The organism is Paraburkholderia sp. SIMBA_054 (assembly GCF_046534875.1).
In the GTDB taxonomy this organism is placed as follows: Bacteria; Pseudomonadota; Gammaproteobacteria; order Burkholderiales; family Burkholderiaceae; genus Paraburkholderia; species Paraburkholderia hospita.
The window spans coordinates 1-23,493 of the sequence record NZ_JAWRXV010000074.1; the positions used below are offsets into that span (position 1 = coordinate 1).

The following is a 23,493-nucleotide window of genomic DNA, read 5'->3' on the forward strand; positions in this document are numbered from 1 at the left end:
CGCGTCAAGTGTTCGCTTCGCCGGGCTGAAGCCCGCACTTGACCCGCCAAGCCACCCATTCGAGATTTGAAAGAAGCCAGAAATCGAAGCCCGACGCCGTCGCCAATTCAAGTATCGACGGCGGATTGACGGGGACAACCGTGAACGCGGCCTCGACGATGTTCTTCTCGTCGCTGGGCAGCGTTTTCCGCTGTCCGGAATTCGCCTAAACCGGCCCGTTATATCAGACTCTCAAACGGCAATTTCGAAACTGTACCCGGCCTGTGTGGAATTGCAGGCCGATAAAACCTTGCCTCGACTTGTTAGCAGGCAACTCTCCATTTGATACCAATGAACCGTTGAGTTTGACACGAACATCAGGGCCGTTAGCGGTGATGTGATACGTATTCCAATAACGATCACCAGTGTCTCCATCGGGTGCTGGAACAGTCGCAGCCCATTTCGTTGCTGCCGAAATTCCGTAGATTGCACCCGTTTTGTGCTTTGAGTCCCCATAGATTGCTATCGGTACCCGATTTGCATCGAAGTTCTTCCCAAGCTCGTCAATCTGAATTTCTGTGGCAGCATTGTAGAAAGCTGTACTTTCGGCGGCTGAGGAAAAGTTAACATTGCGGGGATCCGGAATCCGCAGAAACACGCCGGAATTTGCCGTCGTCGGAAGTCTGAACGCTTTCCACTGAATCGATAACTCAAAGTCATCAAGCATGAGCGGAAGAAAATAGATCCCAATGCCGCGTTGGTCAGGTTGCGTTTCTATGATGCTTCCGCCGAACAGTTCGATGATCCCATCGTAGGGTACTGTCTCCCAGCCGTCGCTGCGCGCAAGCGAGATGGGTCGGAATAGTGCAAGTTCGGTCTGAGCATCTACTGCAGAATGCCGATTTACGATGTCTTCGGCGACTCTTCGAGCAAGACAAAGACCCGTCAAAGCAGGGTTCGCGGAGCCCACCGTCGGAAACAGAGCCTGGTCGGCACAGTAAGCGTTAGCGATGTGGTGGAAGTGTCCGTTGACGTCGGTGACGGATTGATCCGGGGTATCTCCCATCCACAGTGTGCCTGCATCGTGAAACGTTGAACCGACTCCTTGTTGGTTGCTAAGACTGGGAAGCGTGAAATCACTGGTTCCGGCAACCGAAACATATTCCAAAGGGCCACCATTCGCGATGGCTCTCGCGATAGCGTGCGCCGTGTCATGCATTTCCTGCCAGATTTCGTCGTGGGCATGATCTTGCGGGTCCGACCTGAATTGCACCCACGCGCGTCTGTGACCGAAATCACTATCGAAGTCGGCATCTCCAGCGAGATTCACATAGTCGAACTTTGAATCTCCGACTGGAGCACTGCTTCCCCCCTTCACCTCTCCCGAAGCCCGCAGAACCAGGCTGATGGTTTCTGCACCAAACCCATTAGCGATTGCCCTCTGCATCTCCAGGTCGGGAACCATCCGATATATGTTGGCGTCGGGCCCACCATCGTTAGTCGCTGCATATAACTGAAACTGATAGCTGCCGAACGTCCCCTCGCATTGAATATGCAGGGCTGCGAGCTGCAGTACTTTTGCAAGATCGGTGTCTGGCCACTTCGTTTTGACGAACTTCTCCAGTTCGTCTCTGCCTGCTTTAAAAGCGATGTCCGCTCTGAGGTGAAACATGAAATTTCGCCCCATCAGTTCATCGTTTGGGGGACGTAGCCCCAAGGATGATAATGGAAATGATTCAAGGGCAAGGCGGGTGGATTCAATGCAACTTGCGGCGAGAACTGTCTGACAATGAGGTCCCAGATCGAGCGTTCGTTGTTGGCCTTCCACCTGCACCACGATTCGCGTAACAAGGCCGGTATTGATTCCAGGCGTATCGCTTTGCTCGCACTCGAGTCTCACAACGTGAGCCTTAGGAACAACAGCAATTCCAAGGTCTGTTCGACCATCGCCGTGATCCGCTCGTGTACTCGCTATCAGTGCCGGTAAGCTCGAATACTTGTCCAGAGCAAATAGCCCGGAGATGAATGACTGAGTCTGAACCGCAATCGGCGCGGCGATCACGGCCGTAATCCTCGTGTCAATATTGGCCCGTCGCTCGTTCAGGAAGGTATGCAACGCTCGATTCAGACCAATAGCGCGTTCATCAGATTGCGATATCGAGACCGGATCGAAGACGAAGTCGTCACTCGGAACAACGCCTATCTCGTACTCGACAGTTTCGTAGGCGCTAAGCGGGTCTCCTCTGTGCAGGACCGATTCGGAGAACGGATCGCGATGTTCTATTGGCCTGAAACCAACAGGCGATCCGACATTGACGACTGTCAGATAGTCGGCCACCTCTTTCGGCCATCTTTGCAGATCAGACGGCTGAAAACGCGGACACCATCCACCCCAGAATAGTCCCTTGCCGCCAATACAATAGGCTTGTCCGACGAACGGACGATTACTGCGCCAACCGAGCCCCCAAACCAGATTCCTTGTTACGGGACGCGCGCCCGATCCGCTGAATGTCGTGTTGAAGATGCCTGGGTCATATAGTCCGAGGTTAGGGATATTCTGAGTATGCTCGGAGACCAGAAAAGGGCCCGCATCGAGAACCAGGACGCGCAATGTATTACGCTCGCCAAAGCGTACGCGGCTCAACTCAAAAATCTTCGAAGCGCAATAGCCACCAAACAATCCCGCGCCTACGATCACCACGTCGATCTTTTTCGAATCGACTGTGGCCTCGTCCCATGTGTTACACGAATAGCGCGAGAGCACGTCCTTTGCAAACGTTGTGTTCTGAACGTCGATTGGATCCAGGGTGGATGTGAGGGCATAGATCGTCATCCTGTACTCCAGTATGAGTCGGGAGCGTAGCGTACGCAGGCAATTAGACTACGTGTGAGGTTTGTCGATCGGCCCCTCCGCACCATGCACCACGTTAGAGTAAAGGAACTGGACCGGGATGCGTTTTTTCCTGGTCGTAGCCTGTACCTCCTTGAACACGAGATTCAGATTTCCCTCTTCGCCAGCCTTGAAGATCGGCTGGTCACCGACTTCTTTTCCGTCTCGTGACGTCCAGCCCAGGAAGTCATTATTGTTTTCGCTGATCGCATCGTTGACATCCGCATCCGTTCTGAACTCGTTGATCTCGTGATAAAGCGTTCCGACAACGTTCTTCCACGGACGATCGAAAACCGCGATTCCGTTTTCCTTACCGTTGGCAAGGAGCTGCGAGTACACGTTGGCGGAATAGTAGAGCGTCACTTTTGTCTTGCCACGACGGATGTGAACGGAACCGTGATATCCGCCGAGCCCCGCGAGCGAAGAAGCGCCATCGAGCTTGAGTGAGGTGCCAGAGGGCAAAATCAGGTTGAAGATGCATGAGTCCAAGTCCGATTTGCGGATCAAGCCCGAATCGAACAGGCTGATCACGGTCTCATGCACCTGCGATTCGTCGACGGAGGACGGTTTGCTTTCATCCAGAATGAAGGACTCCCGCATGCTGCAATCAATGGCTTTGTGCGGGAAGTACTGGCTGACGACGTTATTCAGGCGTTTATCCTGCATCGCAAGCTCGATCGCTGTATCGATGGAAGCGATATCCTGTTCGACCCATGAAGGCTCCCCACCGAGATAGACGTTTTGGAACTCCATTTGCGGCACGACCTTTCCGCCGTGGAAAAGCAGATCATCGAGCGGCGACGGATCGATACCAGGCGCAATTGCCTTCGGCATTGGCCACTGCTGCCCAGGAAGCGCGGCCCCGTGGTAATAAAGCCTTTCTGCTTTTGAGCCGGGGCGGACCTGGATTCTCATCGGCTGAAATGCGTATCCGCCGTTAGTGTGCGGTTGAGCCATAGAACTTCTCCAGTTGGTAATGTCAGGTCGTCGTGACGAAGGCAACCGCCGGGCAGCGCGGGATCAGATGGTACGGATTGCGTCAATAGCGGGTGCAAAGAAATATGCGCCGCCCTCCAAATGGACAAAGTTGCCTAGCTCAAATTGTGGTTTGTCGGCCTTATTGCCAGACGATGGGGCCGCGCCTGCGAAGAATCTCAATGGGCCATTCGACTGCCCAATGATCGGATCGATGCCACTCTCAGTCTGTGAAAAAGCACCGTTGTTAGCCCACATTTGCTGCACGAATTCAAATTGATCTTCGATCGACGTCACGTAGCATTTGAAGAGCAAACCCCGTGTCTTGTCACCACCTGCCGAGCGCTCATTCAGTGCCTCGCTTTCGGTTACCTCCGGGCCGAACGTGATGCCCCGGCGTAACATCCGATGCGCCTGGGTAAACGCTTCGGCTTGTGCGACGTCCTCGGGTCTGGCCGGTGCCGTATTGCCAGGCACGTCATCCCGTGGATATGCCTTCCTGATGTGCGCTGCAAACGGACACTTGAGACCCTCTCTGTCATCGCCGAACTCGAAGTCGTTGACGTCGGGTGTATCCTCCGCAATCGTAGCGTCGTCGGCAAGCGGCGCCTTGATGATTGCGGCTCCCGATTTCCATCTTCCAACTAGCTGTGCGCCAAGGAGAGTGGGATTCATCGGATTGGAAGTTCCGGTGATGCTCAGCGCGGCCAGTTTGACTGAACGGTTGAACTCAGGCACTTTTTGCGCAAGCCGACGGAAGACCATAAAGGCACCGTTCTCCATGAACGGCACGGGGGCCGTCTTCGGAAGTCCTTTTTTGTTGAAAGAAGGAGCATTAGCATCCTGCCCCGGATAACCGAATACGAACTCACCCGGCCACAGCAGATCCTGTCCCTTCTGGCCTTGCGTGTCTTCGGCGCCCGGCGCTGTCGGCGTGAGCGGAACGCCCGCCGCAACCAGCCCGCGCACGCCCGGCTGGGAGATGCCATCGGCGTAGCCGAAGTGTTCATGCCCGCGAAACGGTTCGGGACGCACCTGACCCACTTCCGTGTGCAGCAGTTTCCAGCCGTTGTCGTCAGCGGGTGCCAGGCGCTGTGAGATGACATCGACGACCTCTGCGTGGCTGGCTCCCGTTACGATAAAAACGCCGTGCAGATCATGACTGGGACGTAACACGTTCCACGTCAACGCGGGCGGGTCGTCAAGGCGCTGCTGCCTGCTATGCATGCCGCCGCTGAATGCTTCCAGTCTGGACGGGTCGAGCCCCGGAACACCGAGCACAGACAGGCCCGACCACGTAAATGCGATATTCAGTCCTGGCGTAGGCAGCGCCTTGTTGCCGCTCTTGTTTGCGTCAATTCTCTTTTGTTGGTCCTGGCTCTCCTGGACGCTTGTCAAGGGCACTGAACGAACGAAGGTCTTGAACGCGTCGACATGTGTGATCTTGAAGAACATCAGATGCTCGTGACGTTTGATTAGCCCGTACAGAATGTCCGACTGAATCTTGTCGACTGGAAGAAGCGGTTCAGCATTTAGATCACGTGCCATTTCTTTCTCCTTTGGAGGATCTGCTTACGGAAGGCGTTCAAGCGAAAGTGCAACCGCGAGGGCGCGACGAAGACCCGCCTGTGTCGCGCGGCGTTCGTGAACAGCATGGCTCTTATTGAGACGCGCTCAACCGCTTCAGGCGCGACATACGCCGCTGGAAATGGACTTCATATGACTGTGCGTCCAACACATGGACGAGATAAGAGAAGACGTACGCAGTCGCGGCATTGCATAGGCCCATTCAGCAGTGCACGAATCAGAGACGATTCACTCGTTGTCTTTTCGTATAGCGCAGCGTATTTTTATCGTAATTGCGCTGTATGTTTGCGGGAGCTTAGATAGAAGCCGTCATGATGTCCAGGAGGGCATTGCGCGATATGTGCGCAAGCGAACAGTACTATCAATGGAACCGAAACTATGTTTTATACGCTCACTGCCTGCTTACCGAAGACGGTGCCGGACTGTGCCGATACTCGAAATAGTTTGTCTCAGCGCATTAAACGTTGAAATTGGCCGAGCTCAAACCGTCCGCACTCTCATTTTCACCAGATCCAAATTTCTTTATGTGGACACTACATGTCAACGACGGTGGACCGATTTAAGGAACAGCATCTCCATTTCGTTTTAAAGCAAACGAAAGTTGAATAGAACGATGTGGACCAACCTCAACGAGGGACAGTCTGCCGTGCTTTTATAAGTACTGGTCAAGCTCGATCTCGCACACACACACCGCTGCATCTTTGCAGGAGCCGATCATGTTCCACTGGAATCAGCCTTCGGTCCGAGCATCAATGCGAGTCGTCCACGTAGCGCTCGTAGCGTGCACGATGGCTGCATGCACGACCGCGCCCGTCGATCAGGTTAAGTACTTTTCCCAGGCGCTCAGTTCAGTGAATACACTGGGTCAGCCACTCATCGACGATCTTGCGGTTGCCGAGCGCGCGCAGGGACAGCGTGCCGCGATCAGGCGGTCGCAACGTGCCAACCCTGGCGAGGGTGAAGTCTGCTCTCACAATGACATGCCCTGGCTGCCCGTTAGTGATCATACCGGATTCATTCGCGGATTCTGTATAACCGACGCCGGCTATTACTCGCCACTCGGCGACCCGCCTGCGTCAAAGGCGATTCGCGGAGGGCTCACAGTGATCGGAAACTATGCGGACGTGTTGTCCACACTGACGGAGAATCGCAATATCGATGCTGCATTGGGACAGATTGGCACGCTCAGTTCTGACGTCGATGCGCTTGCTGCTATTGCCGGCGCCGCTGCTCCGCCCATTGCGGGTGCGGCAGCCGCGTTGAAGCCAATCCTTGAAGCTGCGGCCCGCCAGAGCAATGCGGCCGAGGCCCGGCGTCTGATCCTCGAAGGTGCGCCTCATGTTAGCGCGTTAATCGATGCGATTCGGCGGGCGACGCCGGCGATCTTCCTGACGCTTATCGAAGGACCTTCCACTGCGCTTGTGTCTGCGCAGGTCGCAGCCACCCCTGCCCTCGCGACCGCCGAGATTGCGAAGGTCGACGCGTACCGCGTCACGGTGTCGAACTTCGTCGTATTGCTAGGCAAGTTGCAGGATGCGTGGGAACTCACGGTGGCTGCGGCACAGTCGCCACAAAGTCCCGTCACGCTCGCGCAACTCGCGCAGCGCAGCGGCGAACTGAGGGCTGACGCCGACGCTGCGCGGCGTGCCTTCTCGTTCATTCGGGCAGGCGGCATGTCGGCAATGAATCCATGAGCGCGCTGCGCGTCGCCCGATCTAGCGCGACGTATTTCAAAGGCAGGAAAATGGAGGTAATGATGGCAACCACACAGTTCGCGCAAGGCGCGCTTGTCGACGCAATAGCGCTATTGATGAAGCGGCGTGCGAATACAACCGACGCAGCAGAGAAAGATCAGATCAGCGTTTCGATAGGCACGCTGGACGGGTTGCTCCAGGACATGGACCAGGCAAGCCTTCTTGATGCAGCCAACGACGTGACCAGTGCAACGGTTGAACTCGAAAAGGTTGTTGGCAGCGCAAGGCTCGGTCCATTCGATACTTACCTCGCCGATATCCAGAACATCCTCCAGCGACTTCAGACGACTCTTGGACAGATGCATGCGAGCGAAGCATTGCCGCCCGCTCCCGATGTGCCGCAGGCTTCAGTGCACGCCGACGTCGTTCAAGCGGCCGCTCCCGCCGCTGTGCCGGGAGCGCCAGGCAAGTCGACGGCGTTCGCCGATCTGAAGGCTGAGTACGAAGCGTATTTCAACGCCTGCTTGCCAAATGACGATCGCAAGGCAAACGTGCAGCACTACATTTCGCAGTTGACGCGTTTCAAGGACGTTTATAAGAGCGTCGGTGACGGACTGGGCATTCCGTGGTGCTTCGTCGGCATCGTCCACGGTCTGGAGTGCGGGTTTAACTTCAATGAACATTTGCACAACGGCGACCCGTTGACGGCGCGCACGGTGCACGTGCCTGCGGGACGACCGGCGGCGGGGGCACCGCCGTTCACGTGGCGAGAAAGCGCGATCGACGCAATGGTGTTCGAGCACTACGCAAACGAGGCGGATTGGAGCATTCCACGCATACTGTATCGATTCGAACGCTACAACGGCATGGGTTATCGCGCGCTCGGCGTGCCAACGCCTTATCTTTGGAGTTTTTCGAATCTCTATAAGCAGGGGAAGTTCTCGTCAGACGGGCATTTTGACGCAACAGCAATCTCCCAGCAATGCGGTGCAGGCGTGATGCTCAAGGTGCTGCAAACGAACGGATTGCTATGAAAGTGCCATGACCGCACCTGCTACACCTATCGTCGGCCTGATGGAGAAAGCTCATGGATTCCGCTTTCCGGCTGCTGGTGCTGCTGTCCACGCTCGCTCTTTGCGCATGTGCATCGCACGAAGCCTACCGTACCCATCTGATCGACGCGTCCCGCGACACGCTCCATTGTCCTGCTGACGTCGACGGCGCGACGATCGACGCATGTAAGCACGTAACGCCGGAAATATTCGACGATAAATATGAACTCCATTTCGTCGAATTCGACGACCAGGGGTGGCTGCATCCCAAGGAAAATGAGAACACTGGCGCAACGACAGCCGATCAATCGTCGCAACAGGTCGACGCATTGATGGCACGTCTCAAGCAGTTGCTCCAGTCAGGAAGCGACCTGAAGGTCATCGTTTTCGTGCATGGCTGGAAGCACAACGCCGACGCCGACGACCCGAACGTCAAGGACTTCCGCCGGCTTCTCGAGCGCGCCGCTTCCGACGAACTGTCGCAGGCGAAGCAACGCAAGGTGGTTGGCATTTATGTAGGCTGGCGCGGCAAGCCGTGGCTCGTTTCCGACCCATTGCTCAATCTGTCTTTCTGGAGCCGCAAGGACACGGCGAGCCGCGTGTCAGTGGGATCGGTACGCGAACTCTTCGCGCGCATCCGAAGCCTGCAACGCTATTTCAACACCCAGGCCGTGAACGAAGATGCGCCACCCCGCATGCGCACGCTGATGATCGGACACAGCTTTGGTGGATTGATACTTTACGCCGCGACGGCCGGTCCATTGATCGAGGTGCTGACAGCACGGGAAGATCTTGCGGATTTGCCGTCTATCCATCCCGGCCCGCAAGACGCCAGGAAGCGCTATCAGGAGACCGAGCGTATCGCCGACATGATCGTGCTGGTCAACCCCGCCTTCGAAGCATCGCGCTTTGAAGCGCTGTACCGCGTTGCGAGCCAGCATCGTCACGCATGCTACGAGCCGCCGCTCCTGATATCGATCACGTCGGAAACCGACGATGCGACGGGCATCGCGTTCCCTGCTGGCCGGTTCATCAACACGTTGTTCGAACGTCCCACCTCTTCGGAGGAACAGGCTGCCGCGATCAAGAAAACGCCGGGCCACATGGCCCCTTACATCACGCACGAACTGCATGGCGGCGCGCCATCGGAGGCACAAGCCGTCTGCGGCGACTGGATTCCCGCCAGCGATCTCATGAAACTCGAAGGCCAGACGCTCGCCGAAGCTGTCGTGAGGAACAAAACCCGCGAGGTGCGCCAATCGACAGAATTCATTTCCGGTCTCAACACATCCGGCAATGCCGCGGACGGATGGACGCGCACTTTCTGCGGCGGTGCCCGGCTCGACGTCGTGAAGAACGACGCGGCGAATAACGGGCAGACGCTTGTCTGGAACGTGCGCTCTGACAAGGCGATCATCGACGGACACAATGACGTGATGAACCCCGCCTTGCTGGACTTTGTGCGCCAGATGTTCCGCGATACCGAACTCGCGCCCGAGATCACCAACGAGTGCCCCTTTCAGTGACGCAGTGTCGCGAGTGTCCGTAAGAGCCGGACGGGCGTAACGGGTTTGCACAGTATCGGGAACGTTTCCAGTGCAGATGCTTCGCCCGCTTCGGGCAGCGCGCCGTGACTCACGATCAGCAATACGGTCGCTCGCGGCCCGGTGCGCCGGCTGAACGCGTCGCGCATCGCGCGCAATGTCTGCAAGTCGCGGCGCTGGAGCTTCGATTCGTATTCGCACAGCACAGCATCGAACACGGCGCCCTCCTCGATCAGGTGCAAGGCTTCTTCCGCGTCTCGCACTCGCCTTAACACCAGGCCAAGCCGGTTCGCGCATTCGTCCGTGATGCAGTCGCCCTTGCCAGCCAGCAAGACGCTATTCACGTTCGACGTTCCGACGACGACTGCACCGCTTGCGCTTCGCATGCCCGTCACCGCCAGGCGCGCGTCGCCGATACGCACCGGGAAGCGAAACGTCGTGCCGCGTCCCGGCGCCGAACGCATCTTCAATTCGCCGCCCAACAACCCGACGAGCCGGCGCACCGTCTCCAGTCCGAGTTGAGGAAAGTCGTCGCGCTTCGCGCTCGTTTCCTGGTTCATGCCGCCCCGAATGAGCGCCTGCTCGCGCGGCGTGAATCCTGCACCCGAGTCGCGTACCTCGATATAGCCGCCGTCGCGTTGCCCCGCGCGTCGAAAACCGATCCAGATACCGCCTGTATCTGTGTGCCGAATGGCGTTCGAGACGAGGTTCTGCAATATCCGCTCGAGGAATCGCGGATCGTCGAAGATGACTGTGTCAGTGGGCGCGATCCGCAGTTTGAGTCCCTTCGCCGCCGCGAGCGGCCGGTAACTCAGGTCCATATGAGCAAAGAGTTCCGCGAGCCGAAAATGGGCCCGCGTCACCGCGGTACCCGCACTTTCGATCTGCGCGAGATCGAGCAACTGATCGAACAGGCGGTTCAGCGCTTCCACCCGCTGTTCGATATGTCCGGCGATCCGCGCGCGCTGCTCCGGCGTCGATTGCGTATCGATCAGCGAGCCGGCGAGCAGCCCAATCGCATGCAGCGGCTCGCGCAGATCACGGCTAGCCGTGGCAAGGGACCGGCTTCGCGCGGCGCCGGAGTGCTCCGAAATCTGCTTCTGCCGGGCGAGCAATGCGGCCATACGCTGCTGGTCCGCATGCGCTTTCATCATCCGTTGGTAGTTCGTGCAATATCGCCACACATACAGACAAACGAGAACGCCGACGAACACGCACATGAGCGCAAGCTTCACCCGGTCGCCGCCAGGCATATGCCAGTACAGTTGCATCGACGGCACGAGCACCCACGGAATCGCACTCGAAAAATTGAGCGGATCGAATCCCGTCGACATCACCAGCACCATGGCGATCACCGACAGCAGGATCGTGTGCACGAGCGGGAACTCGCCACCCGGTATGCTGAGTGCGAACCATGCCGATAGCCCCGCTGCCGCCGCAAGCAGCCCATTGCTGAGCGCATGCAGCGTGATCCAGCGGCGTGCGGGCAGACGCTCCGCCTCATGGCCATGCCAGAGACGCAACGCAGCGGCGGCACCCATGGCGGCGACATAGAACAGCACCCACACGGCGAATTGCCAGGGCGAACGCGTATTCGCCCAATAAACACCAACGAGTACCGTGGCGGCCAGCATATGGGTCGCGAGGCTGACTTGATCCATCGCGAACAGCGCGCGTGCACGATCGTCGTCGATGGCATGCTGGATTGCGTCGTCCGGCATCGTTCTGCCCCTCTCGTCACCGGCCTGCCGACCATCGGCCGGCAGTTGTCGCGGAATGGATACCGCGCGGTTCACCAGTTTCCCTCGAGCATCTTCTGGCTGTTGCTGATAATGACGGTCCAACCTGCATTTGCAGTCCCGCGCGCATGCTGATCGGTTGCGGCTTGCTGCGTGGCCGTGACGCGGACCGGCAAGCGCGCAATCGACTCGAGCAGGCTCAAGGCACTGTAAAAGCTGCGATCTACTTGCAAGGTCCAGCGGTTCTGCTCGCTGGCCGCGCGCGCCTGGTCCAGTGCGTCGTAGATCTGCACGGGAAACTTCACACCCGTCGATTCGATCCGGCTCATCAGCACATGCGCCCGATGTATCTCCTCGCGTATCGGTGCCTCGGGCACGTAGGGAACCTGATCCCGTTCGCGCGTCCGCTCGACTCGCGCCGCATCGGCCTCTTCTCGCGAGGTCAGGCTGAACGCCCTGTAAAGGCGTAACAGATCGGGGAGCAGAGCGCGCATGATTACGGACCTCGTCGTGTGAAAAACACGACTCCATGCTGCCCGCCCCTGACCTCCGCAAAAACCGGCTATGCCGGGGGAAAAACGCCTCCAGATGATGGTACCCGACGCGTCCCCCACTAAGGAGGGATAGCAAACCTTGCGAACGGGCGTACCATGATTCCACCGGAGAAATCGCCATGGATAACCTGTACTTTCGCCACGTGCTGCTCGTCGAAGACGAAGGACTCACGCGCACCGCGATGAAGAGCCTCATCCTCTCGTCACAGCCGACGCTCGACATCGACGAGGCCAACGGCTTCGACAACGCTGTCGAGCGTTTGCGCAGCAAAGCCTACGACCTGATATTTCTCGACTTCCACCTGGGGCCGGATCACACGGGCATGGACCTGCTTCACTGGCTGCAGGAGAACGAGATGGCCTTGCACGTCGTGATGCTGTCGGCGCAGGACGATCGCGAAACGGTCCTCGACTGCATCAAGAACGGCGCCGGCGGCTTCATTTCCAAGGCCAGCGAAGGCGGCGGCGCGGTGTTCCGCGAAGCGATCGAAACAATCCTCGGCGGACGGGTCTATCTGCCCAATAGCGTGCTTGGCAAGGGCGGGCACACGCCACAGGCACCCGCACCCGCCAAAGGCATTCCCATCGATTCGCTGAACCTTCCTCCACGGCTTGCACAAACGCTCCGCTTCGTGCTGCAAGGGCTGTCGAACAAGGCCATCGCGCGCAAAATGGACATCTCGGAGAACACCGCGAAGGAATACATCAGCGACCTGCTGAGCCGCTTCAACGTCTCCCGGCGTACGTTCCTGATAGTCGAAATGGCGCGCCGCGGTATCGAGATTTCCCCCACTCAGGGCGCCGTGGCCTGAACGCCGCTGCGCCGGCTCTCTGTCAATTCGACCATGCGCGCTGCCAGATCGTCGGCGGAGATGGGCTTGCTCAGCACACAGCGCTCCGGCAGCGCGCCCTGAGCATCCGCGATGGCCTCTCCCGTAATGACGAGGCAAGGCACGGGGCGCGTCAGATGGGTTCCGAGCAACTGGACCACATCATGCGCCGTTGAAAGCTCTGGCAGGCGGAAGTCGCTGATGACGAGGTCGGGCATGCGCTCGACGCCCTGTAACAGCGCTTCGAACTCCGCCAGCGAGCGCGCCGACTCGCACAACACGCCCCACTGGACGAACAGCGCGTTCATCGACGCCAGCACGAGACTGTCGTCTTCGACGAGCAGCACATACAGGCCCTGTAGTGAAGAAGGCGACGGCGTGACATCGACGAGCGGCGCGACGGCATCGCAGCCCGCGGGCGATTCTACCGCCGGCAGGCGCACCGAAAAGCGCGACCCGTACCCCACCGCCGATTTCAATTCGATCCGATGCCCTTCCAGCAGCGATACGACGGCATTGACGATCGACAGACCAAGCCCGAGCCCTTTCTCACGATCGCGTTCCGGATTGCCAATTTGCACGAATGGCTGAAAGATCGCGTCCCAATGCTGCGACGCAATTCCGATACCGTTGTCGACGACATCGATACGCACGTAATTCGGCATGCGCACCACGCCGACGATCACGATGCAGCGTCCCGCCTTCGCGGGATCCGCGTACTTGATGCCGTTGGCAACCAGATTGCTCAGCACCCGTGGCGCCCAGTCGGCGTCGCTGCGCACCAGCGCCCTCTTCTGGCCCGCGCGCCGCGCCCTGTACGTCAGTTCGACGCCGCGGCTCTGCGCAAACGGCGTCAATTGCTCGATGGTCTCCTGCGCCACGCGATCCAGATCGACACAGGAATAGTTCGGCGTGACGTGCCCCGACTCCAGCTTGGACAGATCGAGCACGGCGTTGAAGAGCCTCGCCATCAACTCCGACGCTTTGCGCGCCTCGCCGATCAGCTTTCCCGACTCGTCACTATCGTGCTTGTCGAGCGCCTCATCCGCTGCTGCGAGAAACAGGTTCAGCGCGTGCATCGGCTGCCGCAGATCATGCGCGGCGGCCGCCAGAAAGCGTGACTTCGCGCGGCTTGCACGTTCGGCGTCTTCCCGCTGCTGCTCGCGCAGCGCGATTAACGCGTCGGATTTCGCCTGCTGGTCGCGCCGCACGCGTTCAAGATCCTGGTGCTTCTGGGCCAGCTCGGCATTGACTGCCTGCAGTGCATCGTTGCTGCGCGCGAGCATGCGCACCGCGACGAAACGGTCCCGCACGTGCCGCTCTTCGCTGACGTTCACGCTATGACCGACCAGTGCGACGTTGGTCAGGTAGAACATCCCCGCGATGAAGTTCGCGGGTTCAAGCGCCTGCGTAACCAGTTGCGCCACGACGATCATGCCGATCACCCCCACTGTCAGCAGGAAGGTCGTCTTGGCGCGCAAGCGGAGAAAGCCAAACAGATAGAACAGGATCAGATAGAAGCCGACGAAGAAGTGCGTGAAGTTCAGCGGACGCGGCGCAAGAATGGTCTGCACCAGAAGGCACATGCACATGAAAGCAAGGCCCGTCAGCAGGATTCGGTGTGCGACCTCATCCCTGTCGAAACGAAGCCTGAACGCAAGCACGATACCGACCGTGGCGCCCATGACGCCAAGGCATCGAAACGCGAAAATCTCCGGAAAATACGGGCGAAACAGATCGTTGGTCTGCGCGAGGTTGATTTCCCACCAGCCGAAGCACGCCCAGATCAGGGTGCCGAGTATCAGCGCCGCCCGGCGGAAATCTGCGAAACGCCGGCCGTAATCGACGGTGAACTCGCGCTCGACCTGCGGATCGTCGAAGCGCGACGGCCAGCACATCAGGTCGACGAGCCACGCACTCGCCGCACCGAGCGCGGGCCAATGCTCGACGAGCCTGGAACGTGACACCGACGGCAATCTGAACAGGTTCATCGCATTCCACCGTTATCTCGCCCGACTGTTAGTGGTCCGTGAAAACACGCATGACTGGCGCGATGTCAGTTTCATTCTAGGCTTCGAGCGTCGTCTAAACAAACATTGAGGGCACAACAGCCGCCGCGTGTCGTATTTCCGTTATTGCACGCGTGCAAGGCTTTACGGACTAAACGAATACCGGCATACGTGATTGAAGCTCGAACGGCATCACTCGTGGCGAAAGTACTGTCAACGTTTTGGCAACGATGATGTGTAGTAGCAAGCATTCCTGCAATAGTCGCAAGCCAGATTGGGTAGATCGTTGCACCGGTTTGCAGCACGAATGCCGTGCGTGTTACCGAACGAACCAAGACGGTATTCGCCGTTTGACATCTTTGGGGCTTCGCCTATATTCCCCCGTACGCCGCCGGAACCATGTACTCACAACCAGAGTCGCTAGCCCTGCACGAGCGAACTTCTCGCGGCGAAACCCGCAGCAGGCCCCGACACCCGCGATGGGCACGAGGCCACACTCCCCTGCAGCGCTAACCGAATGACCCACACTGAACGTCTCGCACCTTCAGGAGGCGCGATCATGGATACGGTGCCGAAGTCAGGGAATCGCAGGATAACGCGCGCACTGTTCGCCACGGCCTGCGTGCTGACCGTGGCGTTCGGCTCGCTCATGCCGCGCTGCGCGCTCGTCTCCGCCAGCGCCGCTGCGGCGCCCTCCTCCGAAGCGCACGGGGCATCGGAAGCGGCCGCACAGAAGCTCGATGAAGCGCGCAGCGCATATCCGGCTGCAGCCATCGCGCCGCGCGTGTTGATCGGCGGCACGTCACAGGTCGACAAGGACGCGCCCAAGGACGAGGCAGCGGGCGGATTCACCGCACGTGGTGTCAAGCTTTATTCACGTAACGAGCAATGCTTTCCGACCGAACGCCGCAATCTGTTCAGTGAAGTCGACAAAGTGATCGTCGGCGACGACATGACACCGCGCCCGATGGACTATGCCGTAAAAAGGGGCGACGGCACCGGCAAGGTCGTGCCGGACGACGCGCGCGAAGCGATCATGGGTCAGAACACGTGGATGCTATGGGGAGAAGGCAACGAGGCATTCTGGGGCTGGGTACAGGAAAGCGGCTATGGAATCGCCGACTTTCTGGTGCTTATCGATTCACGCAACCACAAGGACCGCTTCGACGATGGCGGCATGATAAACCAGCCAGGGATGATCGAGAACGACAAGCCTATCCTTGGGCTGGGCCTGTACATCGACAAGGCCGACGGAAAAAAGGTGAAGCTCAAGGCGCCGGATGACGACATCGACGAGCATACGAAAAAGCCAGCAGAAACGGAGAAAATGCCGAAAGACGAACACCATCCGTACAACACGTTCTTCGAAGTCGGCGACCAGGCTCTCTACGACCAGACCATCAAACAGCTCGCGGACGACGGTGTCGACCCGCTCGTGTACGGCTATCCATCGGGCGTCGTGGGGCTCAGGCTCTTTCCGAATCCCGACTTCTTTGGCAAATCGAAAGCCGCGGAAGAGGCGCGCCGCTACTGGCAAGACCAGGTGACAAAGGACAACGGCAAAAGGTACTACTCCAAAACCGACAACTCCGTACACGCCGACCCGATGCTCGTGCGCCCGTTCCGCGTCGCGATGGCCTGCGCGTTTTGCCATGTGGCGCCGCATCCTCTTGCGCCACCTGAACATAACGATCGGCTTGAGTGGGGCAACCTGTCGAGCACGATCGGTAACCAGTACTGGTTACCGTCGAAAGCCTTCACGGTTCTAAAGACGGAAGACAGCTTTATCTGGCAGTACGTGGCGAGCCAGCAAGCGGGCACGATCGACACGTCGCTCGTCGTGACCGACCATATCAACAACCCGAATACGATCATGTCCGTGTTCGAAGTCAACGCGCGCATTGCACGGGCTCATGAAAATCCGCCAGAAGATCAAAGCGACATCGGCCTGACGTTACGCAGTATCGAAGATGCACCGCTCGTCACGCTCAACCCGCGCCACACGCCGCGCGTGCTGCTGGATGGGGCCGACAGTGTGGGTGTCGAAGGGGCGTTGCTACGTGTCTACCTGAACATCGGCGCGTATTCCGAGCAGTGGCGCCGCTTGCAGAACCCGATTATCGGTTTCAAGGCACAACAGCCATTCGACCTCGCGACGATCCGCGCGAAGTCCATCTTCTGGAATACCACCGAGCGTAACCGTGTGGGCGAACTGGAGCGCTTCCTGACGTACGTGTCGCCATCGCACGCGAACGTGACACAGCCGATGAAGCTTGCGACCACCCCCGAGGGCCGCAAGCGCATCGAGCAGGACAGCGCGGATATCGACGCTGGCCGCACGGTGTTTCTGAACAGTTGTGCCGTCTGCCATTCAAGCAAACAGCTGCCGGGTCAACAAATCATCTTTTCCGATAAGTGGCGCACGTTGACGGACAACCGTCCCGACACGCTTGTGATGCCGATGGATTTCGCCGACTGGAAAGCATTTACGCAAAGCGCGCCGTATGCCGCTTATCTGAAGCGGTTGTCGGATTACCTGAAAACCGATCAGGGGCAAGATCTGTTCACCAACAACTACCTGTCTACTGACATCCGCGTGCCCGTCACGCTGGTCGGTACGAATTCGCAGCGCGCGGTGGGGACGAATGCGATGCGCGGACAGATCTGGGACAACTTTTCGTCGGAAGGCTATAAGTCTTTGCCGGCCGTCGGCCTCGTGCATTTCTTCAATCCTTTCAAGAAGGATGGCGGTGTCGACGAGTGGGGCAATAATGACGCCTATGCGCCGCCCAGCGGCGGCCCGGGCTATTACCGCCCCGCTTCGCTTGTCAGCCTGTGGGCTACGGCGCCCTTTCTGCATAACAACGCACTCGGCATCTACAACCGCGCCCCGTCCGTGCACGGTCGTCTAACGGCTTTCGACGACGCCATCGACAAGCTGCTCAACAAGAACAAACGCACGGGCTCTGCAACCGTGCAACGCGACGTCAACGCCGCTCGCACCCTTCCCGATAAGGACCAGAAAGACGACTGTCATAAGCACCCGGCCAATCAAAGCGTAGTGTGCAACGCGTTGCGCGGCGACCTGCGGCAGACTTTCGCACAAGCCGGCCTCACGGGTCAGCCAGGTTTCAGTGACGTCGGGTTCATCTACCGGACGACGCAAGACTCATACATCGACTTTCGTCGCCCCTTCATCCGTCCGCTGCTCGACGGTGTGCTGGGACCGCTTACGACGTCCGTTCTCACCTTTTATCTCTGGCTGGTTCTGGCTTTGATCGCGCTCGTGCTCGTATTCATCGCACGCGCGCGGCTGGCGGCCATCTTGCTCGCCGTCACCGCGATCGCGCTGGCCGCGCTATTGCGGGGCACGGCGCTCGACACGATTTACCCATGGCTATGGAGCGTGCCCCTCGTACTGCTCGCCGCCGCATGCCTTTTCTTCGCCGCGCCGAACGCGCGCACGTGCGCGCGCATCTTCTTCGGCCTCGTGGCGATCGCGTTTCTCGCAACAGGAATCTACGCGAAGCTCTATGTAGACGGCCAGATCGACGACGTCAAGATCGGTCCCATTCCGCGCGGCACACCCGTGAACCTGGTGATGAACATCAACCCGGACGCGCCCGCGATCGATCTGTTCAATGCCGTATCGGCGCTCACGCGCGGCATTCTCCGGGTACATCGCGACAACCTCACGCAAGACCCGAATCATCCGTTCGCTGCACTCGCCGCATTTCAGGAAGAAGCGGCCCCGGCGCTGCTCAAGGCGAGCAAGTGTCCCGACTTCGTACTCGACCGTGGGCACTGGTTCGGCGAAGCGCTTACGGATCAGGAAAAGAAGCAGTTGAAGGCGTTCCTTGAAACACTTTGACTAGCGCCATCCGGTGACGGGAGCCGCCATGACTCGCGACAATATGTTCATTGAGCAAGCCGAAGACCGGAAAGCCACGCCGTTCGACTACGTAATCGTGGGCTCGGGCGCCGGCGGCGGCCCGCTCGCCGCTCGCCTCGCGCTCGGCGGATGCAAGGTTCTCGTGATCGAAGCGGGTGTCGATCCCGCAATCAAGCAAGACACCGACGAGGATCACTTCCTCACGCGCGCGGTCCCGGAGGACGGCGACGAGAAAATGCGTCAGGTCTATGCCGTACCGGCCTTCCATGGCCCTTCGACCGAAGATCCGCGAATCAGCTGGGAGTTCTCGGTCCGGCACTACAGCGACAACAAACGGCAGGAGGCAGACACCAAGTATTGCAGCAAACAGGACCCGTCCGCTAACGGCAAGCAGGGGCGAGGCGGCATCCAGTATCCACGCGCGGCCGCGGTAGGCGGCTGCACCGCGCATCACGCGATGATCGTCATCCGGCCCAACGATGCCGATTGGGACCGGCTTGCCGAAGACACCGACGATGCGTCATGGCATTCCGACAACATGCAGGGATATTTCCCTAAGATCGAGAACTGCCTGTATTACTCGGTTTACTCGCAGTTCGCGGGCCCCGTGATCGGTGCGCTGCAATGGATTGCGAAGCAGCTCGCCCCGCGCAGCCAGCTCGATCCCGTTGGGCATGGCTTCGACGGCTGGCAGAAGACGAGCTTCATCAATCCGCTCGTGATTGCCGCCATCGTGCGTGGCGACAAAACCTTTGTGCGTCTGCTGATCGACGTCGCACTGTCGAGGCTCGCCACGCGCGAGGGACGTTCGATGTTATACAAGGCGGTTACCCGCTTTCAGATCCTGCAGTTCCTCGATCCAAATGTACGTTCGCCGGACTTCACCAATCGCAACCATCTGTCGCTGATCTCGATCGGCACGGACGGCAGACGCCGTTTCGGCTTGCGCGATCACCTCCTGGACGTGTCGAAGCGTTACCCCGACAATCTTGTGATTCTCAACCCCGCACACGCGACACGGATCCTGTTCGAGGCGGATGACAAAGTACCTCGTGCAGTCGGCGTCGAGGTCAGGCTCGGCGCGCATCTGTACGGCGCGCGTTCGGCGCAAGTCGTGCCCGACAAAGCGCCCAAAATGAAGCGCCTCTTCGCACGGCGGGAAGTCATTGTCTGCGGCGGCGCGTTCAATACGCCGCAACTCCTCATGCTGAGCGGAATCGGCGATCGAGACCACCTGGACGAGAACCATATCGAAGGACCGCGTGATAGTAAAGGCGCGGTGGTCGCTCCCATCGTGCACCTGCCCGGCGTCGGCATGAATCTGCAGGATCGCTATGAGGTCAGCGTTATCACGACGACGAAGGAGGACTTTTCGACGCTCAAAGGCGTGACCTTCCAGCCCGGCGCAAGAGACGACCCTAAGCTCATGGAATGGCTGGACAAGGGCAGCGGACTCTACTCCACCAACGGCGGTGCGATCGCGTTGATGATGTCGTCAAAGGGCAATACGGCCGCGCAGCGCAGCGACCCGGACCTGTTCATCTTCGGTGTGCCAGCGGCGTTTCGCGGTTACTACTGGGGCTGGTCACGCGAGCTGCTGAGCAAGCTCAAGGGCGCTCCGCCGGACTCGCGCAATCTGTGGAGCTGGGTCATCCTGAAGGCGTACACGAACAATACTAACGGCAGCGTCCGCCTGCGCACGGACAAGCCGTTCGATACTCCGCAAATCGATTTTCATTCGTTCGACGATCCCGCCGTCGCGTCGCGCCAGAAATGGGAAGCGGACCTTCAGGCCTTGGAGGAAGCCATCGCCAAAGTGCGCGAGATCAACGGGCATGTCACGGTATTCAACGAGGAGGTGCAGCCTCGCGCCGATCTAACGGACGATGAGCTGCGCAAATGGATCAAGAACGAGGCGTGGGGACATCACGCGTGCGGCACCTGCCGGATCGGCAGCGACGCATGGCGCGCGGATACGCTCAACCTCGAAGACAGGCACGCCGTGCTCGACAGCCGCTTTCGCGTGCATGGCGTGAAAGGACTGCGCGTGGTGGACACGTCCGTATTTCCGCGTATTCCCGGCTATTTCATCGTCACGCCGACCTTCATGATCAGCGAAAAGGCGGCCGATGTATTGCTTGCCGATACGGACAGCTATCCGCACGCTCTTGAAGCCGCGGAAGCAAAAGCCATCGTCGCGCGTCGCGCGAAGGCGAACCGCGCTTCTCCGGCGGCCAATCCGAATGTCACGCTGCTACCCGACGATACGATCGGGCTCGCGTTGTCGGGCGGCGGCATCCGCAGCGCCACATTCTGCCTCGGGGTGATGCAGGCGCTCGCGAAACGTAAACTGCTGCGCGATGTGGACATCGTCTCGTCGGTTTCTGGCGGCAATCATACGGGATCGTTCGTCGGCAGACTGTTCACCCGTTTGCCGTCCACCGCGCGAGATCCCGCGCGGCGTGTCGAGGAAACGCTGACCGACCCCGCCTCGCCCGAGGTCGGATGGTTGCGGCAGAACGCGCAATACATCGCGGGCGGCGGCCGGCGCGATGTGATGTCGGACATCGCCGTCATCCTGCGCAACCTCGCGTCGATTCATGTCTGGCTAGGCACCCTGCTGTTCGGCGCATTCGGCGTGCTGCGCTGGATCGCGTCGACATGCCCGTTGCTCGCGAAGCCGCCGACGATCTACGGCGTCATACTGTCGAGCTGGTGGTGGTTGCCCGTGATCGTGCTGACGTTCGGCGTGCTGCCGCCTGCGATCGGCTACTGGCTGACCCTGCGCGACAATCTGCTCAAGAACTGGCGCGCGTGGCTGCCTCTCGTGACGTGGCTCGTGCTGCTGGGTTGCGCGATCTATGGACTCGCGCTCCCAGCCATCGCCGATTGGAGTGTCGTCGCGATCGTCGTGCTGGTGATCGCATGGATCGAACAGGAGGTCGTGCGCTGGGGCACGGCGTCTGCGTCCTCGCCGCGAGCGGAGCAGCAAAAGGTACCGCAACCCGCAGCAAAGCCCCCCGTGAAAACGACCGTCGTGCGTAACCGCCTGACGCGCATGCTCGGCACTGCACTCGTCGGTTTCGTCGTCAGCCTGCTCTGGGTGGCGCTCGATACGGCTGCGCGCAAGGTGACGAGGCTGTCGCTTCAACCGGTGCTGTGGTCGATGGCGGGCGCCGTGCCCTTGCTGCCGATGCTGCGGGGGCTCGCGGTCACCGCGCTGAAGCGGCCTTCCAGTGGGCAGCAGACGAAGATCGCCAGCGGCCTCGTGCTCGATATCCTGTTGGGCGTGCTCGCGTTCGTCATCGTGTTCGCGTTGCTGCTGTTTCTCGACGCGCTCGTCTATATCGCATTCGACCGCGATGTGACCGTGAGCCACTGGCTCGTCGTCACGGCGCTGCTCACGTCCGTCGTGGTCGGAAGAACGCTTGCCTTCGTCAATCTGTCGTCGTTGCAGCAAGCCTATTCGCAGAAGCTGGTGCGCACGTTTCTCGGCGCATCGAACGATGCGCGGGTTCGTCCCGCCGGCACGGACAAGCCCGTGCCCGTGAACGTCAGCAGTTTCGGCGACGATATCGACTTCGACACGTACCATCCCGAACACAACGGCGGCCCGCTGCATCTGGTGAACGCCTGTGTCAACAACACCGTCGATCCCTTGTCGGGCAACCAGCTTCACGACGACAAAGGCATGGCGATGTGCGCGGGGCCCGCGGGCATGAGCGTCGGGCGGCGCTTTCACGCACTCTGGGCGGCACGCGACGACGACGTGCCTGCGCACCTCGCCCCCGTCAAGGCGGTGCGGGTCGCGCCCGACCCGCATCAGTTCCATGTGCTCGAACGGCGCGATCACCAACCCGCGCTGGTGGAGCGGCTGCGCCTCGGACAATGGATGTCGATATCCGGCGCGGCGTTCACGACGGGCACGGGACGCAATACGCGCCTTGCGCAGTCGCTGCTGCTGGGACTCTTCAACGTGCGCATCGGCTACTGGTGGAATAGCGGCATCGCCGCCGATCTTCGTCCCGGCCGCTATCCTCCAGGCCCGTGGCGCCGTCTCAAATCGCTGCCTGCCGCCGTTTTCACCTTGCACGCCAAGTTGTTCGACGAATGGCGCGCGTATTTCGAAGGCCCCGCCGCGCGGCTGTGGTATCTGAGCGATGGCGGGCATTTCGACAACACGGGGTTGTACGAACTGATTCGCCGACGCCTGCCGATGATGATCGCCGTCGATGCGACGGCCGATCCCAAATACACCTTCGAATCGCTCTCGCTGCTGACGCGACAGGTGCGTCTCGACTTTGGCGCGACGATCGACTGGCTCGATCTCAAGACGATGCGCGTGAGCACCACGCCGAACGTCAATGCGCAGGCGGCCCCTTGGGATGCATTCAAAGTGCCCGATCTGCCACCGTGGTTCAGGGCGCATCTCGATCCGCAAGCGATCGGGCGCATCGACGATCTGAAGCGCACATGTCTTCGTGGCGCTGCACTCGCGCGTATCACCTATGAAGATGCAAACGACCCATACGCTGCCGACAATCAGCATCGACGTGCACAAGTCAGCTGGCTGCTGCTTATCAAGGCAAGCCTGTTCGCCGACCTTCCCATCGACGTCCGGCATTACGCGCAGAGCAACGATGCATTCCCGAACCAGACCACGGTCGACCAGTTCTTCGACGACAACCAATGGGAAGCCTACCGAATGCTTGGCAAGTTGTCCGGCGAGAAAGTCTTTAAATGAAAGG

12 protein-coding genes are annotated in these 23,493 nt (G+C 59.5%); 6 read left to right on the forward strand and 6 right to left on the reverse strand.

Going from position 1 to position 23,493, the window contains the following annotated elements; all coding sequences use genetic code 11:
• Positions 1-223: 223 nt before the first annotated feature.
• From SB822_RS47290 to SB822_RS47300, 3 genes are all read right to left on the reverse strand, one after another.
• Positions 224-2,812, reverse strand: a complete 2,589-nt coding sequence (locus SB822_RS47290; protein ID WP_410857937.1) for a family 16 glycoside hydrolase — start codon at positions 2,810-2,812, stop codon at positions 224-226.
• Between the two features lie 48 nt (positions 2,813-2,860).
• Positions 2,861-3,826, reverse strand: a complete 966-nt coding sequence (locus tag SB822_RS47295) for a hypothetical protein (protein ID WP_410857938.1) — start codon at positions 3,824-3,826, stop codon at positions 2,861-2,863.
• Between the two features lie 63 nt (positions 3,827-3,889).
• Positions 3,890-5,392 carry a Dyp-type peroxidase gene (locus SB822_RS47300; protein WP_410857939.1) on the reverse strand — a complete coding sequence of 501 codons (1,503 nt, stop codon included), beginning with the start codon at positions 5,390-5,392 and terminating at the stop codon, positions 3,890-3,892.
• Positions 5,393-6,183: 791 nt separating this feature from the next.
• Here SB822_RS47300 and SB822_RS47305 point away from each other — a divergent pair.
• From SB822_RS47305 to SB822_RS47315, 3 genes are read left to right on the forward strand one after another with little or no spacing between them, the layout of a single operon-like run.
• Positions 6,184-7,125: a hypothetical protein gene (locus SB822_RS47305; protein WP_410857940.1), complete on the forward strand. Its 942-nt coding sequence runs from the start codon at positions 6,184-6,186 to the stop codon at positions 7,123-7,125.
• Positions 7,126-7,184: 59 nt separating this feature from the next.
• Positions 7,185-8,159, forward strand: coding sequence for a hypothetical protein (locus SB822_RS47310; RefSeq protein ID WP_410857941.1), 975 nt, complete (start codon positions 7,185-7,187; stop codon positions 8,157-8,159).
• A 53-nt stretch (positions 8,160-8,212) separates the two neighbouring features.
• The gene (locus SB822_RS47315) at positions 8,213-9,703 is read left to right on the forward strand and encodes a hypothetical protein (protein WP_410857942.1); all 1,491 of its coding nucleotides are present in this window, start codon (positions 8,213-8,215) and stop codon (positions 9,701-9,703) included.
• Here SB822_RS47315 and SB822_RS47320 read toward each other — a convergent pair.
• Together SB822_RS47320 and SB822_RS47325 are read right to left on the reverse strand one after the other, a co-directional pair.
• A complete protein-coding gene (locus tag SB822_RS47320) occupies positions 9,697-11,442 on the reverse strand; it encodes an ATP-binding protein (protein WP_410857943.1) in 1,746 nt (581 codons plus the stop codon). The two genes, SB822_RS47315 and SB822_RS47320, sit on opposite strands and share 7 nt — an antisense overlap.
• 71 nt (positions 11,443-11,513) lie before the next feature.
• Positions 11,514-11,954 carry a hypothetical protein gene (locus tag SB822_RS47325; RefSeq protein WP_410857944.1) on the reverse strand — a complete coding sequence of 147 codons (441 nt, stop codon included), beginning with the start codon at positions 11,952-11,954 and terminating at the stop codon, positions 11,514-11,516.
• Between the two features lie 179 nt (positions 11,955-12,133).
• Here SB822_RS47325 and SB822_RS47330 point away from each other — a divergent pair, with 179 nt between their 5' ends.
• Positions 12,134-12,826 carry a response regulator gene (locus SB822_RS47330; RefSeq protein ID WP_410857945.1) on the forward strand — a complete coding sequence of 231 codons (693 nt, stop codon included), beginning with the start codon at positions 12,134-12,136 and terminating at the stop codon, positions 12,824-12,826.
• On the opposite strand, the gene SB822_RS47335 is transcribed toward SB822_RS47330, so the two are convergent.
• A complete protein-coding gene (locus tag SB822_RS47335; RefSeq protein WP_410857946.1) occupies positions 12,808-14,835 on the reverse strand; it encodes a hybrid sensor histidine kinase/response regulator in 2,028 nt (675 codons plus the stop codon). The genes SB822_RS47330 and SB822_RS47335 overlap by 19 nt on opposite strands.
• Positions 14,836-15,412: 577 nt before the next feature.
• On the opposite strand from SB822_RS47335, the gene SB822_RS47340 reads away from it, so the two are divergent.
• The gene (locus SB822_RS47340; protein WP_410857947.1) at positions 15,413-18,724 is read left to right on the forward strand and encodes a hypothetical protein; all 3,312 of its coding nucleotides are present in this window, start codon (positions 15,413-15,415) and stop codon (positions 18,722-18,724) included.
• Positions 18,725-18,752: 28 nt separating this feature from the next.
• Positions 18,753-23,489, forward strand: coding sequence for a GMC oxidoreductase (locus SB822_RS47345; protein ID WP_410857948.1), 4,737 nt, complete (start codon positions 18,753-18,755; stop codon positions 23,487-23,489).
• Positions 23,490-23,493: the final 4 nt, after the last annotated feature.